Consider the following 25308-nt stretch of genomic DNA (forward strand, 5'->3'; position numbering starts at 1 on the left):
GGCAAGCCTCGCTCCTACACAATGTGTAGCGATACCTAGTCATATTGTTCAAACAATTAGCAAAACGACGACACATTGCGTCTTATTAACGTGTTCTACGCTCTCTAGAATGGCTGCCATCTTTTCCTATACTCAGACGCGCACCCTGCGTCAGGTCGCCAGTAAGGTCAGCCATGAACAAGAACAATCGCCATCCTGCAGACGGTAAAAAACCGGTCACCGTTTTCGGCCCGGACTTTCCTTTCGCCTTCGACGACTGGATCGAACACCCGGCCGGGCTGGGCAGTATTCCCGCGCAAAATCACGGCGCCGAGGTGGCGATTGTCGGGGCTGGTATTGCAGGCCTGGTGGCCGCCTACGAATTGATGAAGCTGGGGCTTAAACCCGTTGTCTACGAAGCCTCGAAAATGGGCGGCCGTCTGCGCTCCCAGGCCTTCAATGGCGCTGAAGGCATCATCGCCGAACTCGGCGGTATGCGTTTCCCGGTGTCGTCCACCGCGTTTTATCACTATGTCGACAAACTCGGCCTCCAGACCAAACCGTTCCCGAACCCGCTGACACCCGCTTCGGGCAGCACCGTGATCGATCTGGAAGGCAAAACTCATTACGCACAAAAACTGGCGGATCTTCCTGCACTGTTCCAGGAAGTGGCTGACGCCTGGGCGGATGCTCTGGAAGCCGGCTCGCAGTTCTCCGATATCCAGCAAGCGATCCGCGACCGTGACGTGCCGCGCCTCAAGGAACTGTGGAACACCTTGGTGCCGCTGTGGGACGACCGCACGTTCTATGATTTCGTCGCTACCTCCGAAGCCTTTGCCAAGCTCTCGTTCCATCACCGTGAAGTGTTCGGCCAGGTCGGTTTCGGCACCGGCGGCTGGGACTCGGACTTCCCCAACTCGATGCTGGAAATCTTCCGAGTGGTGATGACCAATTGCGACGATCACCAGCACTTGGTAGTCGGCGGCGTGGAACAAGTGCCGTTGGGCATCTGGCGCCATGTGCCGGAGCGTTGCGTGCACTGGCCCGAAGGCACCAGCCTCAGTTCGCTGCACAGCGGCGCGCCGCGCTCCGGCGTGAAGAAAATTGCCCATGCGCCGAACGGGCGTTTTACCGTTACCGATAACTATGGCGATAAACGCGAATACGCGGCAGTACTGACCACCTGCCAGAGCTGGCTGCTGACCACCCAGATCGAGTGCGACGAAAGCCTGTTCTCGCAAAAGATGTGGATGGCCCTGGACCGCACCCGCTACATGCAGTCATCGAAAACTTTCGTGATGGTCGATCGCCCGTTCTGGAAGGACAAAGATCCGGAAACCGGTCGCGACCTGATGAGCATGACCCTCACCGATCGCCTGACCCGCGGCACCTACCTCTTCGACAACGGCGACGACAAGCCAGGGGTGATTTGCCTGTCGTACTCGTGGATGAGCGACGCGCTGAAAATGCTCCCGCACCCGGTGGAAAAACGCGTGAAGCTGGCACTGGACGCGCTGAAGAAGATCTACCCGAAAGTCGACATCGCCGCACGGATCATCGGCGATCCGATCACCGTGTCGTGGGAAGCCGACCCGCATTTCCTCGGGGCCTTCAAAGGCGCCCTGCCCGGCCACTACCGCTACAACCAGCGCATGTACGCGCACTTCATGCAGGACGACATGCCGCCCGAGCAGCGCGGGATTTTCATCGCCGGCGATGATGTTTCGTGGACGCCGGCCTGGGTCGAAGGCGCGGTGCAGACGTCGCTCAACGCGGTATGGGGGATCATGAAACACTTCGGCGGTGAAACTCACGCCGAAAACCCGGGTCCAGGAGATGTGTTCAACGAGATCGGTCCGATCGCCCTGCCCGAGTAAGAGGAATCCGAAATGCGCGTAGCCCTTTACCAATGTCCACCGCTGCCCCTGGATGTCGCAGGTAATCTGCAACGCCTGCATAAACTGGCGCTGGAGGCCAAGGGCGCAGACTTGCTGGTGCTGCCGGAGATGTTCTTGACCGGCTACAACATCGGCATCGATGCGGTCAGCGTGTTGGCGGAGGTGTACAACGGTGAATCGGCGCAGCATATCGCGCGTATTGCCAAAGCGACGGGGATCGCCATTTTGTATGGCTACCCGGAGCGTACCGAAGACGGGCAGATCTACAACGCCGTGCAGTTGATCGACGCCAATGGCGAGCGGTTGTGCAACTACCGCAAGACTCACCTGTTCGGCGACCTCGATCACTCGATGTTCAGCCCCGGACCGGATGAATTTCCGCTGGTTGAACTCAACGGCTGGAAGCTTGGCTTTTTGATCTGTTACGACCTGGAATTCCCGGAAAACGCCCGACGTCTGGCGTTGGCCGGTGCCGAGCTCATCCTGGTACCGACGGCGAATATGATTCCCTACGATTTCATTGCCGACGTCACCGTCCGTGCCCGGGCCTTCGAAAACCAGTGTTATGTGGCCTACGCCAACTACTGCGGGAGCGAAGGTGAAATCCAGTATTGCGGCCAGAGCAGCATTGCCGCGCCGGATGGCAGCCGCATCGCCCAGGCTGGACTTGATGAAGCACTGATTGTCGGTGAGCTGGATCGTCAACTGATGATCGATTCCCGCGCCGCCAATCGCTACTTCCTCGACCGCCGTCCCGAGCTATACGGCGAGCTGAACAAGCCCTAATCCGCTAGCATTAGCACTTCTCTGTTCTGGAAGTGCTCATGCCTGCGCTGAATCATCCTCGCCTTCACACTGAAACCCTGGCCAACGGCTTGCGGGTGACGCTGCGTCATGCTCCCGATTTGAAGCGCTGCGCCGCCGCGTTGCGGGTCGCTGCCGGCAGTCACGACGTGCCACTGGCCTGGCCGGGGCTGGCGCACTTTCTTGAGCATTTGCTGTTCCTGGGGACAGAGCGCTTTCCCGCAGAACAGGGGCTGATGGCCTACGTGCAAGGTCATGGCGGGCAGGTGAATGCGCGGACCAGCGAACGTACGACGGATTTCTTTTTCGAACTGCCGCCTCAGGCGTTTAGGGGTGGACTGGAGCGCCTGTCAGACATGCTCGCTCATCCACGTATGAATCCGGACGATCAGCGGCGGGAACGGGAAGTGCTCCACGCCGAATTTGTCACCTGGTCGCGGGATACTGCGGCTCAACGGCAATTTGCGTTGTACGACGGCTTGACGGTGGCACATCCGTTGCGGGCATTTCATGCCGGCAATCGCTACAGCTTGCCGGTGCCGCAGGCGGAATTTCAGAAAGCACTGAAGGACTTCCATCAGCGGTTTTATCGCACCGGGCAAATGGCTCTGAGCCTGGTCGGGCCGCAGAATCTTGAAGCATTGCAAGTGCTGGCGGAGCAGTTCGCGGCCACGCTGCCGGTTGGGGATAAAGTCGCGCAAGCCGCTCCCCTGTCATTGATGGACGGATCGGCGAAAAGTTATCAACAGGAGAGCGAACGACGACTTGATCTGCTTTTTGCATTCGAAGCGTTGCCGGACTCATCTGCCCAAGCATTGATGTTTCTATGCCACTGGTTGAACAGCGCCAAACCTGGCGGACTGCTCGCGCATTTGCAGCGTCAGGGTCTGGCTGACAATTTGAAAGCTGCGCCGCTGTATCGCTTTGCCGGGCAAGCCTTGTTGCATCTGGAGTTCACTGCATCATTCGGGTCGGCCAATGCCATTCGCCAACAGTTGATCGATTGGTTGAGCTTCTTCGCTCAACAGGATTGGGCTCCGTTGCACGAGGAATATGCGGCACTGCTTGAGCGCCAGCAGCAAGTCAATGGCGCCTTGCAACTGGCACGCCTGGACAGCGAACAACTGGAAAATGGCCTGTCCGAAGCCGGTGTTGTGGCACTCACACAGATCCTGCGCGAAATCGGCACTGTGGATAACTTCAGTGACCACTGGCGATTGCCCGCCGCCAATCCGTTTTTGCGCTCCTCAACATCGGCGTCCAACGCCGGGCTGATCCGCGGTCAGACCAGTGCTCACCGTGGTCTGCGCACCTTTGCGCAGGATCGCTCGCGCAGCCGTCGCCACCCTTCATCGATGCAGTTCAGCCAAGCGCTGGGGGACAAGAGTGATGAAGGCGCAGTGTATCTCCATTGGCGGCTTGAGCTGCCCGCCACTGCCGATCTGCAAGCCAAACTGCAACGCAATCTGCGCGATGTATGTGAAGAGGCCCGTCAGGCTGGGGTCGAATTGTCCTTCAGCGCCACGGGCAACCAATGGCTGCTGAAACTGACTGGCTTGCAGGAACCGATGCCCAGCGTCCTGGAGCATGCGCTGAAATATCTGACACAAACTGATGCCGATTCGCCTCGAGGCGAGCCTGAAACCCCGTTGATGCCGATCCGCCAGTTGCTTAAATCACTGCCTGAACATTGCCTGGAGTCGGCGATACGCTCTGACGATGCAAAACACCTGTGGGCAACCGCCCATTGGGATGGCCTGGCTCTGGGTTTCAGCCCGCAGACCCAATCGGCCATGGGCCTGGCCCTGAGCCGGATCCCCGGCACGCCGGACAATCAACAGCCCGCACCGCCCGTGATCAATGCTCGACAGCTATGGAGCCACATCGACACCGCATCCAGCGAACACGCGATACTGCTTTTTTGCCCGACCGCCAGCCAGGAAATCGTCGACGAAGCCGCATGGCGCCTGCTCGCGCACCTGTGCCAGACGCCGTTCTATCAGCGCCTGCGGATCGAATTGCAACTGGGTTATGCGGTGTTCAGCGCGCTGAGGCAGATTCATGGCCAGACCGGGCTGCTATTCGGCGTGCAATCACCGGATGTCGCACCCGTGGAATTGCTTGGGCATATCCAGCAATTCCTCAATGGACTGCCAGCGATTATCGACAACCTCGATGACGTCAGCCTCAACCATCAGCGCCAGACGCTTTCCGATCAATTCAACGACAGTGTGCTGTCCATCAAAGACGCTGCAGAACTGCTGTGGCAGGCCAAGCTCGCCGGCCACTCGTCGGATTATCTGCCGCAACTGAGTACTGCCATCAGGCAACTGGATCGCGTCGCATTATTGAGCGCCGCGAGACGGTTGATCTGTATCGACGGCGGCTGGCGCTGCTTGGCCAACAGCCCTTTGCCGGGCATGCCGTGGCAAGCGGCAAAATGATCATTACCGGGGCTACAATAAGCTTTCTTAAAGATTCACAGGCAAACTCTTTGAAATTTTGAGTAACATAGCAGCCTAACTATCTGCAACGCCTATACCTATAGATAGCGCTGTCTCACCACCTCTAAAGGAGTCAACTTATGTCCTGGACCAAACCTGCTTACACCGACCTGCGTATCGGCTTCGAAGTCACCATGTACTTCGCAAGCCGCTAAGCTCTGCCGTCTGGTAGAGAATGCAGTGCTACGCCTCGGCTCGCCGGGGCGTTTTTATTTTCAGCTTTCAATGATGGAGCGGCCATGTTTGTCCAGATTCTAGGTTCCGCCGCCGGCGGCGGTTTCCCCCAATGGAACTGCAACTGCGTGAACTGCGCAGGTTTTCGCGACGGCAGCCTGCGGGCCGAGGCGCGTACCCAGTCGTCCATCGCGATTTCCGATGACGGCGTGAACTGGGTGCTGTGCAATGCTTCGCCGGACATCCGCGCCCAGCTCCAGAACTTCGCGCCGATGCAGCCCGGTCGCGCACTGCGTGATACCGGCATCAGCGCAATCATCCTGATGGACAGCCAGATCGATCACACCACCGGCCTGCTCAGCCTGCGCGAAGGTTGCCCGCATCAGGTCTGGTGCACCGACATGGTCCATGAAGACTTGAGCACCGGTTTCCCGCTGTTCACCATGCTGACTCACTGGAATGGCGGGCTGACCTGGAACCGTATCGAACTCGATCAGAGCTTCACCGTCCCGGCCTGCCCGAACCTGCGCTTCACCCCGCTACCCCTGCGTAGCGCTGCACCACCGTATTCGCCGCATCGCTTCGACCCGCATCCGGGCGACAACATCGGCCTGATCGTCGAAGACCTGAACACCGGCGGCAAACTGTTCTATGCACCGGGCCTGGGCAAGGTCGACGTATCGCTGCTACAGATAATGGCCAGTAGCGATTGCCTGTTGGTGGATGGCACGATGTGGGACGACGACGAAATGCAGCGCCGTGGCGTTGGCACGCGTACTGGCCGGGAAATGGGCCACCTGGCGCAGAACGGTCCCGGCGGCATGCTGGAAGTGCTGGAACAATTGCCCAAACAGCGCAAAGTGCTTATCCACATCAACAATACCAACCCGATTCTCGATGAAGATTCGCCGGAGCGTGCGGAATTGGTTCGGCGTGATGTTGAAGTGGCGTATGACGGCATGAGTATTGTGTTGTAGCGGAGGGCCTCTTCTGTAGGAGCGAGGCTTGCCCGCGAAGGCGCCCCACCAAACACCACAGAATCCACCGGTTGTTCCCCCGGAGAACCGCAATGACTGACACCGCAATGTCCCCCGCCGAATTCGAAGCGGCCCTGCGCGCCAAGGGCGCCTACTACCATATCTATCACCCGTATCACGTGGCGATGTATGAAGGCCGGGCGACCCGCGAGCAGATCCAGGGCTGGGTCGCCAACCGCTTTTACTATCAGGTGAATATCCCGCTCAAGGACGCCGCTATCCTGGCCAATTGCCCGGACCGCGAGATTCGTCGCGAATGGATTCAGCGCCTGCTGGACCACGACGGCGCCCCCGGCGAAGAGGGCGGCATCGAAGCCTGGCTGCGTCTTGGGCAAGCGGTCGGCCTCGACCCGGATCAACTGCGCTCTCAGGAACTGGTGCTGCCCGGCGTGCGTTTCGCCGTGGATGCCTACGTCAACTTCGCCCGCCGGGCCCGTTGGCAAGAAGCCGCCAGCAGTTCGCTGACTGAGCTGTTCGCGCCGCAGATCCACCAATCGCGCCTCGACAGCTGGCCGCAGCATTACCCGTGGATCGACCCGGCCGGTTACGAATATTTCCGCACGCGTCTGGGCCAGGCGCGCCGGGATGTGGAGCACGGTCTGGCGATCACTTTGCAGCATTACACTACGCGGGAAGGTCAGGAGCGCATGCTGGAAATTCTCCAGTTCAAACTGGACATTCTTTGGAGCATGCTCGATGCCATGAGCATGGCCTACGAACTGAACCGCCCGCCGTACCACAGCGTGACCGAACAGCGGGTCTGGCATAAAGGAATCATCGTATGAGTTTCGATCGCAGCAAAACCCCGACATGGCGCACCGGCTATCGCTTCCAGTACGAACCGGCGCAAAAAGGCCATGTGCTGCTCTACCCGGAAGGCATGATCAAACTCAACGACAGCGCCGCGCTGATTGGCGGTTTGATTGATGGCCAGCGCGATGTCGCGGCGATCATCGCCGAACTGGGCGGGCAGTTTCCCGACGTGCCTGAGCTCGGTGACGACATCGAGCAATTCATGGAGGTTGCCCGTGCTCAGCACTGGATCGAACTTGCCTGATTCCGTGTCAGACAAGTTACCGCCCAAGCCTGAAATCGGCCTGCCACTGTGGTTGCTGGCCGAGCTAACCTATCGCTGCCCGTTGCAATGCCCGTACTGCTCCAATCCATTGGATTTCGCCGAGCAAGGCAAAGAATTGTCCACTGAACAGTGGATCAAAGTCTTTCGCGAAGCCCGGGAGATGGGCGCGGCGCAGCTGGGCTTTTCCGGCGGTGAGCCACTGGTGCGCCAAGACCTCGCCGAGCTGATTGCTGAGGCGCGCAAGCTGGGTTTCTACACCAACCTGATCACCTCCGGCATCGGTCTCACCGAGCAGAAAATCAGCGACTTCAAGAAGGCCGGTCTGGACCACATCCAGATCAGTTTTCAGGCCAGCGACGAGCAAGTGAACAACCTGCTGGCCGGCTCAAAAAAGGCCTTCGCGCAAAAACTCGAAATGGCCCGCGCGGTGAAGGCTCACGGCTACCCGATGGTGCTGAACTTCGTCACCCATCGGCACAATATCGACAAGATCGACCGGATCATTGAGCTGTGCATCGCCCTTGAGGCGGACTTCGTCGAACTCGCGACGTGCCAGTTCTACGGCTGGGCCCAGCTCAATCGGGTTGGCCTGTTGCCGACCAAAGAACAATTGGTTCGCGCCGAACGCGTCACCAATGAATACCGAGCCAAACTGGAAACCCAAGGGCATCCGTGCAAGCTTATTTTCGTCACGCCGGACTATTACGAAGAACGCCCGAAAGCCTGTATGAATGGCTGGGGCAGTATTTTTCTGACAGTCACGCCGGACGGAACCGCCCTGCCCTGTCATGGCGCCCGACAGATGCCGGTGCAATTTCCCAACGTGCGCGACCATAGCATGCAGCACATCTGGTACGACTCGTTCGGTTTCAACCGCTTTCGCGGCTACGACTGGATGCCCGAGCCGTGCCGCTCCTGCGACGAGAAAGAAAAGGATTTCGGCGGCTGCCGCTGTCAGGCGTTCATGCTCACGGGTGACGCGAACAACGCCGACCCGGTGTGCAGCAAGTCGCAACATCACGGCGTGATTCTCAAGGCCCGCGAAGAAGCCGAACACGCGACCCAGACCATCGAACAATTGGCCTTTCGCAATGAACGAAACTCACGCCTTATCGCCAAAAGCTGAACCCTTGAGCGCCGCCAGGGCTGTGGCGGCCGGCATCGACTTCGCCGAGCTGCAGGTCGGGCAACATGGCCTGTTCTGGAACGAGTACCGCCCCGAGGACGCCGCCTGTCGAATCTGGCAGTGGCGCGACGGCCAGGCTCGTTGCCTGACGCCACCTACCTTCAGTGTGCGCAGCCGGGTGTACGAATATGGCGGCGGCGCGTTTTGCCTGACCGATGACGGGCTTGTTTTCGTCAATGAGGCTGATCAACAGCTGTATCGGCAATCGCTGACGGGTGAGACGCCTGAGGTGCTGACTTCAAGTGAATGCCGCTACGGCGATTTGCACTTCGCCAACGGGCAAGTGCTGGCGGTGGAAGAGAACCGCGATCGACATCGCCTGGTGGCTATCGATCTGACTGATGGCCAACGTCATCTGCTGGCCGAAGGCGCCGATTTCTACGCGGCTCCGACCCTGAGTCCTGACGGTCGACGTCTGGCCTGGATCGAGTGGAATCGCCCGGATCAGCCCTGGACCGCTACTCGCCTGATGGTTGCCGAGCGCCAGAACGATCACACCTTTGCGCAACCGCGCTGTGTGGCGGGTGACGGTGCTCAGGAATCGCTGCAACAACCTCGATTCGATGACAGCGGTCGTTTATTTTGTCTGACGGATCGTGGCGGTTTCTGGCAGCCTTGGGTGGAGTCGAGCGACGGTCTGAGCCCACTTCCAAGCACTGCAGCCGACCATGGACCGGCGCCTTGGCAACTGGGTGGTTGCACCTGGTTGCCGTTGGGCGAAGACAGTTATCTGACGAGTTGGACCGAAGGCGGTTTTGGCCGATTGGGGCTTTGCCATGGCGATGGTTCCTGTGACGATTTTACGGGCGACTACAGCCGCTTCCGCCATCTCGCACAGGATGAGCAGTTCATCTACTGCATCGCCGCTTCGCCGGTCAGTTCGTCGGCAGTCATTGCCATTGACCGCGAAACACGACAGGTCAAGGTTCTGGCCGGCGGTATAGCGCCATTGCCCACCGAGCAGATCAGCCGCCCGCAAACCCTGCGCTACCCGAGCGGTTCGGATGAGGCCCACGGTTTCTTCTACCCGGCGATGACCGGCGACACGAAACCGCCATTGGTGGTGTTCATTCACGGCGGCCCGACTTCGGCCTGCTACCCGATGTTCGACCCGCGAATCCAGTATTGGGCACAACGCGGCTTCGCCGTGGCCGACCTCAATTACCGAGGTAGCAGCGGCTATGGCCGCGCTTATCGCCAGGCATTGCATTTGAGCTGGGGCGATGTGGATGTGGAAGATGCCTGTGCGGTGGTCACCTACCTCGCCGAACGTGGGCTGATCGACAACGATAAGGCGTTTATCCGTGGCGGCAGTGCTGGTGGCTACACTACGTTGTGCGCACTGGCCTTTCACAAGGTCTTTCGTGCGGGCGCCAGCCTGTATGGCGTCAGCGATCCCGTTGCGCTAAGCCGCGCCACCCACAAATTCGAAGGCGATTATCTGGATTGGTTGATCGGCGACCCGGTGCAGGACACTGAACGCTACGCCGCGCGTACGCCATTGCTGCATGCGAACAACATCAGCGTTCCGGTGATTTTCTTTCAGGGTGAACTCGACGTCGTGGTGGTACCGCAACAGACACGCGACATGGTCAAGGCGTTGCAGGACAACGGTATTCTGGTCGAAGCGCATTATTACGCGGATGAACGCCATGGCTTTCGCAAGGCCGGCAATCAGGCCCATGCGCTGGAGCAGGAGTGGTTGTTTTATCGGCGGGTGATGGCGCTCGCAGGCTGAAACCGCGTCGCGCCGTTCGCGGGCAAGCCTCGCTCCTACAGGGATAACATCATACCCGCAGGAGCGAGGCTTGCCCGCGAATGCTATTTACCTGACGCCGCGAAACTCAGCGCTTGGCGATGATATACACCGCATGCACGATCCCCGGAATATAACCGCACAACGTCAGCAGAATATTCAGCCAGAACGCCCCAGCGAAACCGACTTGCAGAAACACACCCAAGGGCGGCAACAGAATGGCGATGATGATTCGAATAAAGTCCATCGGGTAGCTCCTGATTGAAGTTGGCTCGTGTGAGCCATATAGCTAATCGACCTGTACCGTTCGTCAGGGTTCAGTGCGAATTCAGCTCATACCCTACACGCTAAACCTGCTACATGCCTTGAGCCTCAATGAGCTGAGCACTTTTCTGCAGGCAAAAGAAAACCCCGCCGAAGCGGGGCTTTGCAGACTGTTTCCCTGACATCCATTTCACTCCACCGTCCTGGCAGAATCCTACGTGTCCGTGTTGTTGCTTTGCGCTTCCTGCGCGACGTCCATGTGAAGTAGATTAGCTGTGGATCCAATCTTCGCCTATGGGAAAACAGCAGCACGTTATGTAAGAGAATGCTTACATAACTTAAAGGGTCAGAATTGTCCTGCGTCCAGCAGGAACAGCGATTCGCTACCCGCCTTTACCGACGCGCTCAACGAGTGAATACGCGGCAGCAGTCGTGCGAAATAGAACCGCGCCGTACCGAGTTTGCTCGCGTAGAAATCGTCCTGCGCTTCTTTACCTAAGGCTGCCTTGGCCATCAGTGCCCACATGTAGGCATAGGCCATGTAACCGAAGGCTTGCAAGTACTCGACCGACGCCGCGCCGATTTCGTTCGGGTCGTTTTTTGCCCGGTCCAGCAACCACGCGGTCAGTTCGTCGAGAGTGTCCACCGCATCATTCAGCGGCTGGGTGAATTCCGCCAGATCAGCACTGGCCGTCGCGATGAAATGACGAATCTCATCAGCGAACAGATTGTAGAACGCCCCGCCGCTGCCGACGATCTTGCGTCCTGCAAGGTCCAGCGCCTGAATACCGTTGGTGCCTTCATAGATCTGAGTAATTCGTACATCACGAACCAGTTGCTCCTGGCCCCACTCACGGATGTAGCCGTGACCGCCAAAAACCTGCTGGCCGTGAACCGTGGTTTCCAGACCCAGGTCGGTCAGGAAAGCCTTGGCCACCGGCGTCAGCAATGCAACCAGGTCTTCTGCTCGCTTGCGGGTGGTGGCGTCTTCGCTGAACTTGGCGGTGTCCAGTTGCATCGCTACATAAGTGGAGAAGGCACGGCCGCCTTCGTTCGAAGCTTTCATGGTCAGCAACATGCGACGCACGTCCGGGTGAACGATGATCGGGTCAGCCACCTTGTCCTTGTTCTGGGCGCCGGTCGGCGAGCGGCTTTGCAAACGATCGCGCGCGTATTCGATGGCGTTCTGGTAGGAACGTTCGCCAGTGGCCAGGCCCTGGATACCAACGCCCAGACGCTCGTAGTTCATCATGGTGAACATCGCCGCCAGGCCTTTGTTCGGCTCGCCGACCAGGTAACCCACGGCTTCGTCGAAGTTCATCACGCAGGTGGCGGACGCCTGGATGCCCATCTTGTGTTCGATCGAACCGCAGTTCGCCGGGTTACGCGCACCCAGGCTGCCATCGGCATTGACCATGAACTTCGGCACCAGGAACAGCGAAATGCCTTTCGGCCCCGCCGGTGCGTCCGGCAGTTTGGCCAGCACCAGGTGGATGATGTTCTCGGTCAGATCGTGCTCACCGCCGGTGATGAAGATTTTGGTGCCGCTGACTTTGTAGGAACCATCGGCCTGAGGCTCGGCCTTGGTGCGGATGATCCCAAGGTCAGTACCGGCGTGCGGCTCGGTCAGGCACATGGAACCGGCCCAGACGCCGGCGTACATGTTCGGCAGGTATGCGGCTTTCAGCTCTTCGCTGGCGTGGGCATTGATCGACAGGCAAGCGCCGGCGGTCAGCATCGGGTACAGACCGAACGACAGGCTTGCGGAGTTGACCATTTCTTCAACCTGCGCCGAAACCGTCTTGGGCATGCCCATGCCGCCGTAAGTCGGATCGCCACCGACACCGACCCAACCGCCTTCGGCGTAAGTCTGATAAGCCTGTGGGAAACCGACCGGGGTGGTGACGGAACCGTCGGCCCAGTGGCAACCTTCTTCGTCAGCTGCACGGCTCAGGGGCGCAATGCTTTTGCTCGTGACCTTGCCGGCTTCTTCGAGAATGGCTTCGACCGTATCCGCATCGACAGTCTCGGCCAGCGCAGGCAGTTCGGCCCAGAGTTTGGCGACCTCGAAAACTTCATTGAGGACGAAGCGCATATCGCGCAGGGGCGCTTTGTAGTCAGCCATGGCAAACCTCGCAAGATCTAAACAGGTGGTTCGTTGGAATAGTGATTTCGTTGTGTCCGAGTGTACCTCAACAACTTTTACGACACATAGGGTCATGCCATGACTGATTTGTTATTTTTAGTCACTGAGAGCCAGGCGAATATTCTAGGTCCGACAAAACGCATTCGCGGGCAAGCCTCGCTCCTACGGTTTTATGTCGTTCGCGCAATATGCACACGACGAAGACCTGTAGGAGCGAGGCTTGCCCGCGAAGCTTTTCAAATATTCGTCAGAGCGCAAACAATTCAGCCGGTAGCTTCATCAGACAATCGCTGCCTGCTTCGATGGCCGCGCGATGTGCGGCGGTACGCGGCAGCAAACGCCTGAAGTAAAACTCGCTGGTCGCCAGTTTTCCCCGGCAGTAATCGGCATCGCCGCTGCCCGCCCCCAATTGCGCCTGAGCCACCAACGCCATGCGCAACCACAGATAGCCGAGGATGATGTAGCCGCTGTACATCAGGTAATCCACCGAGGCAGCGCCGACTTCATCCGGATTTTTCATCGCAGCCATGCCGACCTTGGCAGTCAACTCGCCCCACTGCTGATTCAGACCATTGAGTTGCGCCACATAGCTGCCGAGTTGCGGATGTTCAGCGTTTGCCGCACAGAACTTGTGGACGATTTTGGTAAAGCCGCGCAGCAGCTTTCCCTGACTGCCAAGAACTTTGCGCCCAAGCAAGTCGAGCGCCTGAATACCGTTGGTGCCTTCGTAGATCGGCGCGATCCGGCAGTCGCGAACCAGCTGTTCCATGCCCCACTCACGAATGAAACCGTGACCGCCAAACACCTGCATGCCGAGGTTGGTCACCTCCAACCCGGTGTCGGTCATGAAGGCTTTACAGATCGGTGTCAGGAACGCCAGCAAATCCTCGGCGTCCTGACGCGCCGTTTCATCCGGGCTCAGATGGGCAACATCCAGCAACTGCGCGGTGTAATAGGTCAGCGCCCGGTTGCCTTCGTTGAAGGCCTTCATGGTCAGCAACATCCTGCGCACATCGGGATGCACGATGATCGGGTCGGCGACTTTTTCCGGTGCTTTCGGTCCGGTCAGCGAGCGCATTTGCAGACGGTCGTTGGCGTATTTGATCGCCCCCTGAAAGCTCGCCTCACCCAGACACAAACCTTGCATGCCGGTGCCAAGCCGTGCGTGGTTCATCATGGTGAACATGCAGTTCAGGCCCTTGTTCGGCTCACCGATCAAGAAGCCCTTGGCCTCGTCAAAATTCAGCACACAGGTGGCCGAGGCCTTGATGCCCATTTTGTGTTCGATCGAACCGCAGCAAACACCATTGCGCTCGCCCGCCTCGCCCTCGGCATTGGGTAGGAATTTGGGAACGATAAACAACGAAATACCCTTGGTACCGGCAGGAGCGTCCGGCAGTTTGGCCAGCACCAGGTGAATGATGTTGTCACTCAGGTCGTGCTCGCCGGCGGAAATGAAAATCTTGCTGCCAGAGATCGCGTAACTGCCATCGACCTGAGGCACGGCGCGGGTCTTGATGATGCCCAGATCGGTGCCGCAATGGGCTTCGGTCAGGCACATGGTGCCGGTCCATTGGCCAGCAGTGAGTTTGCTCAGATAGGTTTGTTTCTGTTCTTCGGTGCCATGGGCGTGAATCGCCGACATCGCACCGTGAGTCAGGCCGGGATACATGCCCCAGGAGGTGTTGCTGGAATCGACCATTTCACCGATGACCAAACCCAAAGAACTTGGCAACCCCTGGCCACCATAAGCCGGATCCGCCGCCAGACCCTGCCAGCCGCCTTCAACGTATTGCGCGAAAGCCTGCTTGAAGCCTGTAGGCGTTGTGACCACGCCGTTGTCGAAATGGCAACCTTCTTCGTCGCCGCTGCGGTTGAGCGGTGCGAGAACGTTCTCACAGAATCTCGCGCCTTCTTCAAGGATCGCATTGATCATGTCCGGGCTGGCATCAGTGGCGCCCAGCGCGGCGTAGTTGCTGTGAAAATCGAAGACGTGGTCGATCAGAAAGCGCATATCGCGCAGGGGAGCTTTGTACTCGGGCATGGTCATTTCTCCGGCAGCAGATTGCTCAACCTACTGCCGCCAACCACGCCTCACAATTACAGTCCAGACGCTGAATGCGCCATCATCACTCAACCCGCAGCGGCGCCCATGCGCACCGCGCCACGGCGGTTCTGACCGAAGGCCATCACACAGTTTCGCCCCGCGCCTTTGGCGTTGTAGAGCGCCTGGTCAGCGGATTTGAGCACCTCTTCAGGCGTGCGCTGTTCCAGCCGTTCAGCGACACCGAAGCTGACCGTGACCGATACACTCGAAGCGCCTGAACCCGTGCGGCGTTGGCGTCCCTGCTGGTCATCCTGAGGGCGGTCGTTCTGATTGCGCAGCTGGATGTTGTAGGTGGCGATGGATTCGCGGATGACTTCCAGGTGCGGCATACACTCTTCGAGGGTTTTGCCTGCGAACACCAGAGCAAATTCTTCACCGCCGTAGCGATATGCCCTACCGCCACCGCTGATTTTTGACAGCTTGCTGGCGACCAGTCGCAGCACTTGGTCGCCGACATCGTGACCATGGGTGTCATTGAATTTCTTGAAGTGATCGACGTCGCCCATGGCCAGCACGTAATTGCGTCCCAACCGTTGCATGCGTTCGTTCAGGGCGCGGCGACCCGGCAGACCGGTGAGTTCATCGCGAAAAGCCATCTGATAGGCCTCATGGGCAACCGCGGCGGCGATCATCAGCATCACCTGGCTGCACATGATGTTCAGGGTGAACGGCAGGATGAAGGTTTTCGGCAACATCCAGAATAATCCCAGCACCCCCACCAGTTGCGCAGCGTGCAGGGGTCTTGGATTGCGCCAGTATTGCCAGGCCAGTAACAGGAACGAGGCAATGAATACCGGATAAGACAACTGGATCAAGCTCATCCAGGCGCCATGCAGGGCTGGCCAGCGAATCTCCGACAGCCATATCAACAGCGCCTGTGGATAACTTTGTTCCAACCCCAGCGCCACGCTGCCGAACGCCAGCAACACGGCGAAACGCGCCACCATGTCCTGGAACAGGTGAGTACGCTCTTGCCAGGCGGCAAACAAGCCAAACAGTAACGGCAACAGCAGACAACACAGATGGAAGACCACGGCGGCGTCTTCACGCACTTTGCCGTTGTCGCGGTAGTAGTCGGTCTGGGTGTCGAGCAAGAAATAGGCGATGTACACCGTGACCATCAGAAACAGTTCACGCTGCCGTCGGTAAACCGCGCAATACGCCCCGCCGAGCAACAGCACCAGAGTTGGCAGCACGTTGAACAACGAAGTGAAGAAAACGTTGAGATCCTTGACGTAGGCAGCCGCAAGCCCCGCGAGCAGCAACAGCAGCGATGGCAAAAAATGACTGAAACGTACAGCGGAAGAACGCGGCAAGGGTAAAAAGCTCCGACCCGGCAAACAAAGATGGCAGTGTGCCTGCATTTAGAGCAGCGAAGCACGTGCAATGTGACGCGTGTCACATCGCCATCCTCTTTAACGGCAGCAATGGCGTTCTTCTTAGCGTTTTAGTCAGGAATATTTACAGGCACAGCCCGTTTGCGTCAGGCACAAAAAAACCGCTGCTCCCGAGGAAACAGCGGCTTTATGAAGGGACTACGTAGGGCTTAGTAACCCAGTGCGAAGTCTTCTTCTTTCATGTCCATCAGGTTGTTGGCGCCCGACAACATGGTGACAACGTGAGTGCGGGTACGCGGCAGGATGCGCTGGAAGTAGAAGCGCGCAGTCTGCAGCTTGGCGGTGTAGAACGCCTCTTCGGTGGTGCCGGCAGCCAGTTTCTCCGCAGCCAGACGCGCCATGTCAGCCCAGAAGTAGGCGAGGCAGGCGTAACCGGAGTACATCAGGTAGTCCACCGACGCGGCGCCAACTTCTTCGCGGTCTTTCATGGCCGCCATACCGACCTTCATGGTCAGCTCGCCCCACTCTTTGTTCAGCGCAGCCAATGGCTCGACGAACTCTTTGACCGCGTCATTGCCTTCGTTGGTCTGGCAGAACTTGTGGACGATCTTGGTGAAGCCTTTGAGCGCCTCGCCTTGAGTCATCAGCACTTTACGGCCCAGCAGGTCGAGTGCCTGGATACCGGTGGTGCCTTCGTACAGCATCGAAATGCGGCTGTCGCGAACGTTCTGCTCCATGCCCCACTCGGCGATGAAGCCGTGGCCGCCGTAGATTTGTACGCCGTGGTTAGCGGATTCGAAACCGACTTCAGTCATGAAGGCTTTGGCGATCGGCGTCATGAACGCCAGCAGCGCGTCGGCTTTCTTCTTCTCTTCTTCATCGACGCCGTATTTGACGATGTCGACTTGCTTGGCGGTGAAGTAAACCATCGCCCGGTTGCCTTCGGCGAAAGCCTTCATGGTCAACAGCATACGACGTACGTCCGGGTGAACGATGATCGGGTCAGCGGCTTTGTCCGGTGCTTTCGGGCCAGTCAGGGAGCGCATTTGCAGACGATCACGAGCGTATTTCAAGCCGCCCTGGAAGCCTATCTCGGCGTGTGCCAGACCTTGCAGCGCGGTGCCCAGACGGGCGGTGTTCATAAAGGTGAACATGCAGTTCAGGCCTTTGTTCGCCGGGCCGATCAGGTAACCGGTGGCCGCGTCGAAGTTCATCACGCAGGTGGCGTTACCGTGGATGCCCATCTTGTGTTCCAGGGAACCGCAGGTCACAGCGTTGCGAGCGCCGATCGAACCGTCTGCGTTTGGCATGAACTTCGGAACGATGAACAGGGAAATGCCTTTGGTGCCGGCCGGTGCATCCGGCAGACGTGCCAGAACGATGTGGACGATGTTGTCGGCCATGTCGTGTTCGCCGGCCGAGATGAAGATCTTGGTACCGGAAACTTTGTAGGAACCGTCGGCCTGAGGCTCGGCCTTGGTGCGCAGCATGCCCAGGTCAGTGCCGCAGTGCGGTTCCGTCAGGCACATGGTGCCGGTCCATTCGCCAGAAACCAGTTTGGTCAGGTAGGCCTCTTGTTGCTCAGGCGTACCGTGTTCGGAAATGGTGTTCATCGCGCCATGGGACAGGCCTGGGTACATGCCCCACGACCAGTTGGCTTCGCCAACCATTTCGCTGACGGCCAGACCCAGAGACTCTGGCAGGCCTTGGCCGCCGTGCTCTACGTCGTGAGCCAGGCTTGGCCAGCCACCTTCGACGAATTGTTTGTAGGCTTCTTTGAAACCGGTCGGGGTTTTAACGCCGGACTCGCTCCAGGTGCAGCCTTCGGTGTCACCCACGCGGTTCAGCGGAGCCAGCACCTGCTCACAAAACTTGGCGCCTTCTTCGAGAATGGCGTCAACCATGTCCGGAGTTGCGTCTGCACAAGCCGGAAGGCTCTGATAGTGCGCTTCGTAGCCGAGCAGTTCGTCACGAACGAAGCGAATATCACGCAAGGGGGCCTTGTAGTCAGGCATAGCGATAAACCTCTGCTGATGTAACCGGGAATGAACGACCGCGTTGATTTGTTGTGGCGGTCAAACAGTTGTTTGAAACATACGTTTACGCCCAATTCTTGTCAAGCGCCGATCTTTTGCCGTTCGTCATCGCACCATGAAAACCTCGGCCACACAGTTGCGCAACGCCGTTGACTGAGCAACACGCCATGTAGGAGAGATTAGTTGAGGCAGAAGGACTTACGCAGAAAAACGCCGCGAACAGGCGCGGCGTTGGAGTAACGAATTCAGCGAGGGATCAGGCGAACGTATCAATCAGCGTACCGAGCATTTCATCGGAAGCCTTGGCGACTTTGACGCCCAGATCCACCTGGAATTTGCCCTGAGCCATCTCGACTATATTGCTGGCCAGGTCCGATTGCTGGCTGCGGTCTACCGAACGCAGACGATCGACCTGAATCTCGGAGGATTGACTGGTGACCGAACGCTCGATGGTGTTGTTGGCGATCTGACCCGAAGCCTGATCGGCACGGTTCTGCCCTGTCTGAATAGTGCTCAGACCGGCATAAAAAGCGGTGTTTCCTGAGATTTCCATGGGGAGAACTCGTCCGACAAAGGATCAACAGTGGTCATTGAATCAGACACGTCGACAAAAGGCCCGACAAAAACACTAATGGCACAGTGCCTTATCATAGGTAAAACCCAAGCCAACCCTCAGTCCAGCAGATCCAGCTGCAGATGTTCGGCCACCGCGTCGGCTGTCACCGTCTTGAGTTTCGGCACTCGCCCCAGGCACGGCGCAGGAATGCGCTCGGCCAGCGTCGCGAGGTTCTCTTCCAGGCGCGAAGTCTTCGGATCGACGATGTTGGCCACCCACCCTGCCAACTGCAAACCGTCCCGTGCGATCGCCTCGGCTGTCAGCAGTGCATGATTGATGCACCCCAGCCGTACGCCGACCACCAGGATCACCGGCAGCCCCAACGCCATGGCCAGGTCCGACAGATTGTCCTGATCCGCCAACGGCACTCGCCAGCCGCCAGCCCCTTCGATCAAGGTGAAGTCTGCCTGCATATCGAGAATCTGCCGCATCGGTGTCAACAGTGATTGCACAGTCAACGCCACGCCAGCCTCCCGCGCGGCCAGATGCGGTGCGATCGCCGGCTCGAACGCGACCGGATTGACCTGATCGTAGGTCAACGGTATCGAGCACTCGGCCAACAGGGCCAGCGCATCGGCGTTGCGCAATCCCTTGGGCGTCAGGTCGCAACCGGAGGCTACCGGTTTGCCCGCCGCCGTGCTCAAACCCGCCAATCGCGCGGCATGCAGCAAACCGGCGGCGACGGTGGTCTTGCCGACATCGGTGTCAGTACCGGTGATGAAATAGGCTGCACTCATAAGGGTTTCTCCAACACGGCGTAAACCACTTGATAAGTCGCCGGCAGTCCCTGTGCCTGACGATACTGCTCGTAAGCCTCGATCAGGCCGAGGATCCGCGCCCTGCCGGTCAAACCGCCCGGCCGACCGGGGTTCAGATTGTGCGCCCCAAGTGCCTTGAGCTCATGGGTCAAGCTGCGGACATCGGGGTAATGCAATACATGCGGCTGTGTTTCGAGGCTGACGACCTTCAAACCGCTCCCCGCGCAAAGCTGTTGGTAAACACCGAACTCGCGGAAGCGGTTGACGTGCACCATGCCGTCGACCTGACGCCAGCTATCGCGCAATTCGTACAGCGTGCCTGCACACAGACTAGCAAACGCAAAAATACCGCCCGGTTTCAGCACCCGATGCGCTTCATTGAGCACTGAGGCAAAATCCGCGCACCATTGCACCGCCAGACTGGAGAAGACCAAGTCGCAGGTCGAATCCTGCAACGGCAAGCGCTCGGCATCACCCGCGATGAAATGTGTGGCGCCACCCAAGGGACGGGCGTGATTGAGCATGCCTTCTGCAATATCAAGGGCCAGTCCGTTAGCGGCAGGAAAACGCTCACCCAGGGCACGGCTGAAATACCCGGTGCCGCAGCCCATATCCAGCCAACGAGCAGGGACAAAATCCTCCGGTAACCGATGCAACAACTCGCTGCCAACGTCGCGCTGCAATTCGGCCACGCTGTCGTAGCTCGCCGCCGCACGGGAAAAGGATGCCGCCACCTGGCGTTTGTCGGGCAAGCCGCCGGGCAGGTTGGGAAGGGATAAATCAGTCATCACCGAACTCATGCAAAAAGGCCTGAATCGCCCCTGCCACACCGTGGGGGTCTTCCAGAAGAAACGCGTGGCTGGCCTGTTCGATCAGGCCGATTTCGACATCCGGCAGCAGTGCCAGCAAATCCCTCGCCGCTTCGGCCGGGACCAGACCGTCGAGGCCGCCAAACAAATGCAATTGCGGGCCACGAAACGTTTGCAACGCTTGCCGGGTATCCAGCTGGGCAAGCAACTCCAGGCCGCTCATCAGCACCGGCGAAGACGTATGCGGTGCGCCAGCGAGCAACAGTCGCGATATCCCGCGCGGGTCTTCAGCACCTTGGGCGCAAAGCAGCGAGAAGCGTTTCAACGTCATGCGCGGGTCAGCCTTGCAGCCGGCCAAAAATGCATCGAAGGTCTCACCGGGCATCGCGCTCGGCCACTGCTCATGGGCGACAAAAGAAGGATTACTCGCCAGGGTCACCAGGCCGCAGCAGCGGTCACCGCGTCGCGCCGCCAATTCGGACGCCAGCATGCCGCCCAACGACCAGCCACCGAGCCAGGCATCCTGTGGCAACGTCGAGTCCAACTCATCGAGCCATTCTTCAAGATCGCTCGATTCCAGTTCCGGCAACGGCTCGATCTCGACGCGCAGGTGCTCATCCAAACCCTGCAAGGCGGCCGCCAAAGGTTCGAGCGGAGAAATTCCGAGCCCCCAGCCTGGTAGCAGAATCAGACGATCACGCATGGCTTGGCTCCGGTCCCAGTTGTTGAAAACAATCGGCCAGTCCATTTAACAATAGCTGCACCTGTGCCTCGCTGTGAGCGGCGGTCAGGGTTACGCGCAAACGTGCGCTGCCGGCGGGTACGGTCGGTGGACGAATCGCGGTCACCATCAGCCCGCGTTCTCGCAGCATTTGCGACAGCCGAACCGCACGCCCGGCGTCGCCGATCATGATCGGCTGGATCGGCGTGAAGCTGTCCATCAACTCCAGGCCAATCTGCTCGGCGCCATTGCGGAACTGGCGAATCAGCGTCCGCAGATGCTGACGTCGCCAATGTTCGCTGCGCAACAGCTCCAGGCTTTTCAGCGTCGCGCAGGCCAGCGCCGGCGGTTGGCTGGTGGTGTAGATGTAAGGGCGAGCGAACTGGATCAGGCTTTCGATCAACTCTTCACTGCCCGCCACAAAAGCGCCGGCCGTACCGAACGCCTTGCCGAGGGTGCCGACCAGTACCGGCACGTCTTCCTGACTCAGACCAAAATGCTCGACGATCCCGCCGCCATTGGCACCCAACGGACCAAAACCGTGAGCATCATCGACCATCAGCCAGGCGCCCTTGGCCTTGGCTTCCCGCGCCAGCGCCGGCAGGTCGGCGATGTCACCGTCCATGCTGAACACGCCATCGGTGACCACCAGCGTATTGCCGGTGGCCTTCTCAAGACGCTTGGCCAGACTGTCCGCGTCGTTATGCAGATAGCGATTGAAACGCGCACCGGACAACAACCCTGCATCCAGCAACGACGCATGATTGAGACGGTCTTCCAGCACCGTATCGCCCTGCCCGATCAGTGCGGTGACCGCACCGAGGTTGGCCATGTAACCGGTGGTGAACAGCAACGCTCGCGGGCGTCCGGTGAACTCGGCGAGGGCTTCTTCCAGTGCGTGATGCGGGCCGCTGTGGCCGATGACCAAATGCGAAGCGCCACCGCCCACGCCCCAACGCGACGCGCCCGCGCGCCAGGCTTCGATCACTTGTGGGTGATTGGCCAGACCGAGGTAATCGTTGTTACAGAACGCCAGCAACGGCTTGCCATCGACCACCACTTCCGGGCCTTGAGGGCTCTCGAGCAGTGGGCGCTGGCGATAAAGGTTTTCGGCACGACGGGCAGCAAGGCGTGCGCTGAGATCGAAAGGCATGCAGGCCTCGAAGGTCAGATGTGGGGAACTGTCCTGACTTGTCTGGAGACCGAGTCACGGCCATCGCGGGCAAGCCACGCTCCCACAGGTTGAGCGCGGTTAATGTGGGAGCGGGCTTGCTCGCGAAAGCAGTGTGACATTCAACATTGATGTCGGCTGTACTGACGCCTTCGCGAGCAAGTCGAATCGTCGCACCGCCGCTCCCACATTCGATTTGTGCTGGATCAGACAGCAGCGTTATAGAACTGCTCGCTGCTCTTCTGCTCCACCAGTGCCTGTTCGATCGCGGCCTGATGCACTTCGTCGGCGTGCTCTTCGCGCGCTTCCGGCAGGATGCCCAGGCGCGAGAACAGTTGCATGTCCTTGTCCGCCTGCGGGTTGGCGGTGGTCAGCAATTTTTCGCCGTAGAAAATCGAGTTGGCACCGGCGAAGAACGCCAGGGCTTGCATCTGCTCGTTCATCGCTTCGCGGCCGGCGGACAGGCGCACGTGGGACTTCGGCATCAGGATGCGTGCGACTGCGAGCATGCGAATGAAATCAAACGGATCGACATCATCGGCATTTTCCAGCGGCGTACCGGCGACTTTCACCAGCATGTTGATCGGCACCGACTCTGGATGCTCCGGCAGGTTGGCCAACTGAATCAGCAGATTGGCGCGGTCGTCGAGGGACTCGCCCATGCCGAGAATGCCGCCGGAGCAGATCTTCATCCCCGAATCACGCACGTAGGCCAGGGTTTGCAGGCGTTCGCTGTACGTACGGGTGGTGATGATGCTGCCGTAGAACTCAGGCGACGTGTCGAGGTTGTGGTTGTAGTAGTCGAGGCCGGCCTTGGCCAGTGCTTCGGTCTGATCCTGATCCAGGCGACCGAGGGTCATGCAGGTTTCCAGACCCAGCGCTTTCACGCCTTCGACCATCTTCAGCACGTAAGGCATGTCTTTGGCCGACGGGTGTTTCCACGCCGCGCCCATGCAGAAACGGGTCGAACCGATGGCCTTGGCGCGAGCGGCCTCTTCGAGGACCTTCTGCACTTCCATCAGTTTTTCTTTTTCCAGGCCAGTGTTGTAGTGGCCGGACTGCGGACAATATTTGCAATCTTCCGGGCAAGCACCGGTTTTGATCGACAGCAGCGTCGAGACCTGGACGCGGTTGGCGTCGAAGTGCGCGCGGTGCACCGTCTGCGCCTGGAACAACAGGTCGTTGAATGGCTGAACGAAGAGTGCTTTGACTTCGGCCAAAGACCAGTCATGACGCAGGGTTGCAGTGGTGCTGGCGCTCATGGGCGTTTCCTTGTTTATGCTTGGCAAGCGGCTGGGGAATGGAATACCCACAGACGCGACACGGATGTTCGGCATATTTAAGGAAGACTCATGCACTGTCAACCACGATACGAAGGACCGGTTTACATCTGGTTAAAAAACAAACAGATTTGTTTGCTCTGCGCAGAGCCCGCGGACGACGCCACGCCGATCTGCATGGCTTGCGAAACCGAGTTGCCCTGGCTGGGCGAGCATTGCCAAACCTGTGCCCTGCCCTTGCCCGCCACGGGCCTGACATGCGGCCAATGCCTGAAACACCCGCCAGCCTTCGAACGGGTCGCTGCGCCCTGGACTTACAGTTTTCCGGTCGACAGTTTGATCACCCGTTTCAAACATAGCGCGAAGTGGCCGTTTGGCCGCCTGCTCGCCGAACTTCTCGCTCAGTTCCTGCAACATCGCTTCGATGAAGATCTGGATCGGCCCGATGCGCTGATACCGGTACCGCTGGCTTCCAAACGTCTGCGTCAGCGGGGTTTCAACCAGGCGGCAATGCTCGCCCGCTGGCTCAGCGTCAGCCTCGACATTCCTTGCGATGAAACGCTGTTACTGAGAATCCAGGACACCAGCGCGCAACAAGCGCTGAATGCCGACGCCCGTAAAAAGAATCTGCGCCACGCCTTTGCCCTGGCGCCCGCGGCCTCGATCAAAGGTCGCCACTTCGCCTTGGTGGATGATGTGCTGACCACCGGCGCCACTGCACAGGCCCTGGCTCGCTTGTTGATGGATGCCGGTGCCGCGCGGGTCGACGTCTACTGCCTGGCCCGCACCCCCAAACCAGGCGATGGAGGCTGACTTGACTCCCGTGCGCCAAGCCGCCAACGTCCTCCTCATCGTCACAGCCCAAAGCGTCTTGCCATGTCCTTGCCTACGTTGTTGTCCCAGCACATTGTCCGTCGTCCGCAGCGCATCGCGTTGCTGCAACACATCGCCGAACAAGGCTCGATCACCCGCGCGGCGAAAAGCGCGGGCCTGAGTTACAAAGCGGCGTGGGATGCCATCGACGAACTGAACAACCTCGCGCAGAAACCGCTGGTGGAGCGTAGCGTCGGCGGCAAGGGCGGGGGTGGCGCCAAGCTGTCCAGCGAAGGCGAGCGCGTGTTGCGCCTGTATCAAAAGCTGCAAGCCTTGCAGACTCAGGTGCTGGAAGCCGCCGAAGAGGCCAGTGACCTGGACTTGCTCGGGCGACTGATGCTCAGAACCAGTGCGCGCAATCAACTGCACGGCAAAGTCGTGGCGATCGATGCACAGGGACGCAACGACCGCATCCGTCTTGAACTGGCCGAAGGCTTGCGTATCGATGCGCAGATCACCCACGACAGTACTCTGCGCCTGGAACTGGAAATTGGCACCGAAGTGGTGGCACTGATCAAGGCCGGTTGGCTGGAGTTGCTGGGCATCGATCAAGCTGCAGCGCCCGACAACAACTGCCTGAAGGGCGCGATTGAAGAAATCCTCGACGCCGACGACGGCCCCAGCGAAGTGCGCATCGGTTTGCCCAATGGCCAGACACTCTGCGCCCTGGCCGAACCGCTGCACTTGCAATCCCTCGGGCTTGCCACTGGAAAAGCGGTGCTGGTGCAGTTTGCCCCATCCAACATTTTGCTCGGGACACCGCTCTGAAACAAA

The 25308-nt window shown here is 59.2% G+C and carries 22 protein-coding genes; 11 read left to right on the forward strand and 11 right to left on the reverse strand.

What is annotated here, in order from left to right; genetic code table 11:
* Positions 1–173 precede the first annotated feature (173 nt).
* The 9 genes from MEB48_RS13160 (at position 174) to MEB48_RS13200 (ending at position 10398) form a co-directional block, all read left to right on the forward strand.
* A complete protein-coding gene (locus tag MEB48_RS13160) occupies positions 174–1856 on the forward strand; it encodes a flavin monoamine oxidase family protein (protein ID WP_237884650.1) in 1683 nt (560 codons plus the stop codon).
* 12 nt (positions 1857–1868) lie between these two features.
* A complete protein-coding gene (locus MEB48_RS13165) occupies positions 1869–2663 on the forward strand; it encodes a carbon-nitrogen hydrolase family protein (RefSeq protein WP_237884651.1) in 795 nt (264 codons plus the stop codon).
* Between the two features lie 38 nt (positions 2664–2701).
* Positions 2702–5125, forward strand: a complete 2424-nt coding sequence (gene pqqF, locus MEB48_RS13170) for a pyrroloquinoline quinone biosynthesis protein PqqF (RefSeq protein ID WP_237884652.1) — start codon at positions 2702–2704, stop codon at positions 5123–5125.
* A gap of 140 nt (positions 5126–5265) precedes the next feature.
* Positions 5266–5340 carry a pyrroloquinoline quinone precursor peptide PqqA gene (gene pqqA, locus MEB48_RS13175; RefSeq protein WP_003422658.1) on the forward strand — a complete coding sequence of 25 codons (75 nt, stop codon included), beginning with the start codon at positions 5266–5268 and terminating at the stop codon, positions 5338–5340.
* Between the two features lie 84 nt (positions 5341–5424).
* Positions 5425–6336: a pyrroloquinoline quinone biosynthesis protein PqqB gene (pqqB, locus tag MEB48_RS13180; RefSeq protein ID WP_237884653.1), complete on the forward strand. Its 912-nt coding sequence runs from the start codon at positions 5425–5427 to the stop codon at positions 6334–6336.
* A gap of 92 nt (positions 6337–6428) precedes the next feature.
* The gene (pqqC, locus tag MEB48_RS13185) at positions 6429–7181 is read left to right on the forward strand and encodes a pyrroloquinoline-quinone synthase PqqC (protein WP_123497360.1); all 753 of its coding nucleotides are present in this window, start codon (positions 6429–6431) and stop codon (positions 7179–7181) included.
* Entirely contained in the window at positions 7178–7453 is a 276-nt protein-coding gene (gene pqqD / locus MEB48_RS13190) for a pyrroloquinoline quinone biosynthesis peptide chaperone PqqD (RefSeq protein WP_237884654.1), read from the forward strand. Before pqqC ends, pqqD begins: the two co-directional genes overlap by 4 nt.
* A gap of 4 nt (positions 7454–7457) precedes the next feature.
* Entirely contained in the window at positions 7458–8600 is a 1143-nt protein-coding gene (gene pqqE / locus MEB48_RS13195; protein WP_237884712.1) for a pyrroloquinoline quinone biosynthesis protein PqqE, read from the forward strand.
* Positions 8566–10398, forward strand: coding sequence for a S9 family peptidase (locus MEB48_RS13200; protein ID WP_237884655.1), 1833 nt, complete (start codon positions 8566–8568; stop codon positions 10396–10398). The genes pqqE and MEB48_RS13200 overlap by 35 nt, the downstream gene beginning before the upstream one ends.
* A gap of 106 nt (positions 10399–10504) precedes the next feature.
* On the opposite strand, the gene MEB48_RS13205 is transcribed toward MEB48_RS13200, so the two are convergent.
* From MEB48_RS13205 to bioB, 11 genes are all read right to left on the reverse strand, one after another.
* A complete protein-coding gene (locus MEB48_RS13205; RefSeq protein WP_007904205.1) occupies positions 10505–10663 on the reverse strand; it encodes a YqaE/Pmp3 family membrane protein in 159 nt (52 codons plus the stop codon).
* A gap of 363 nt (positions 10664–11026) precedes the next feature.
* Entirely contained in the window at positions 11027–12805 is a 1779-nt protein-coding gene (locus MEB48_RS13210; protein WP_237884656.1) for an acyl-CoA dehydrogenase C-terminal domain-containing protein, read from the reverse strand.
* 268 nt (positions 12806–13073) lie between these two features.
* The gene (locus MEB48_RS13215) at positions 13074–14870 is read right to left on the reverse strand and encodes an acyl-CoA dehydrogenase C-terminal domain-containing protein (protein ID WP_237884657.1); all 1797 of its coding nucleotides are present in this window, start codon (positions 14868–14870) and stop codon (positions 13074–13076) included.
* An 89-nt stretch (positions 14871–14959) separates the two neighbouring features.
* On the reverse strand, positions 14960–16249 hold the full coding sequence (locus MEB48_RS13220) for a GGDEF domain-containing protein (protein WP_237884658.1): 1290 nt from the start codon (positions 16247–16249) through the stop codon (positions 14960–14962).
* Positions 16250–16479: 230 nt separating this feature from the next.
* Positions 16480–18285 carry a phenylacyl-CoA dehydrogenase gene (locus MEB48_RS13225; protein ID WP_237884659.1) on the reverse strand — a complete coding sequence of 602 codons (1806 nt, stop codon included), beginning with the start codon at positions 18283–18285 and terminating at the stop codon, positions 16480–16482.
* Positions 18286–18562: 277 nt separating this feature from the next.
* Complete coding sequence (locus MEB48_RS13230) at positions 18563–18859, reverse strand: pyrroloquinoline quinone biosynthesis protein PqqE (protein ID WP_237884660.1); 297 nt, start codon at positions 18857–18859, stop codon at positions 18563–18565.
* Positions 18860–18978: 119 nt separating this feature from the next.
* Complete coding sequence (bioD, locus tag MEB48_RS13235; RefSeq protein WP_237884661.1) at positions 18979–19659, reverse strand: dethiobiotin synthase; 681 nt, start codon at positions 19657–19659, stop codon at positions 18979–18981.
* On the reverse strand, positions 19656–20468 hold the full coding sequence (gene bioC, locus MEB48_RS13240; protein ID WP_237884662.1) for a malonyl-ACP O-methyltransferase BioC: 813 nt from the start codon (positions 20466–20468) through the stop codon (positions 19656–19658). Before bioC ends, bioD begins: the two co-directional genes overlap by 4 nt.
* Positions 20461–21192, reverse strand: a complete 732-nt coding sequence (locus tag MEB48_RS13245; protein WP_237884663.1) for an alpha/beta fold hydrolase — start codon at positions 21190–21192, stop codon at positions 20461–20463. The genes bioC and MEB48_RS13245 overlap by 8 nt, the downstream gene beginning before the upstream one ends.
* Entirely contained in the window at positions 21185–22363 is a 1179-nt protein-coding gene (bioF, locus tag MEB48_RS13250; RefSeq protein WP_237884664.1) for an 8-amino-7-oxononanoate synthase, read from the reverse strand. The genes MEB48_RS13245 and bioF overlap by 8 nt, the downstream gene beginning before the upstream one ends.
* Positions 22364–22587: 224 nt before the next feature.
* On the reverse strand, positions 22588–23643 hold the full coding sequence (gene bioB, locus MEB48_RS13255; protein WP_030129970.1) for a biotin synthase BioB: 1056 nt from the start codon (positions 23641–23643) through the stop codon (positions 22588–22590).
* Positions 23644–23733: 90 nt separating this feature from the next.
* Here bioB and MEB48_RS13260 point away from each other — a divergent pair, with 90 nt between their 5' ends.
* Positions 23734–24474 (forward strand): ComF family protein, encoded by a 741-nt coding sequence (locus MEB48_RS13260; RefSeq protein WP_237884665.1) that lies wholly within the window; start codon positions 23734–23736, stop codon positions 24472–24474.
* Between the two features lie 63 nt (positions 24475–24537).
* Positions 24538–25302, forward strand: a complete 765-nt coding sequence (locus MEB48_RS13265; protein ID WP_237884666.1) for a TOBE domain-containing protein — start codon at positions 24538–24540, stop codon at positions 25300–25302.
* The last annotated feature ends 6 nt before the right edge of the window (positions 25303–25308 follow it).

Source organism: Pseudomonas sp. PGPR40, from assembly GCF_022014505.1.
Taxonomy (GTDB): Bacteria; Pseudomonadota; Gammaproteobacteria; order Pseudomonadales; family Pseudomonadaceae; genus Aquipseudomonas.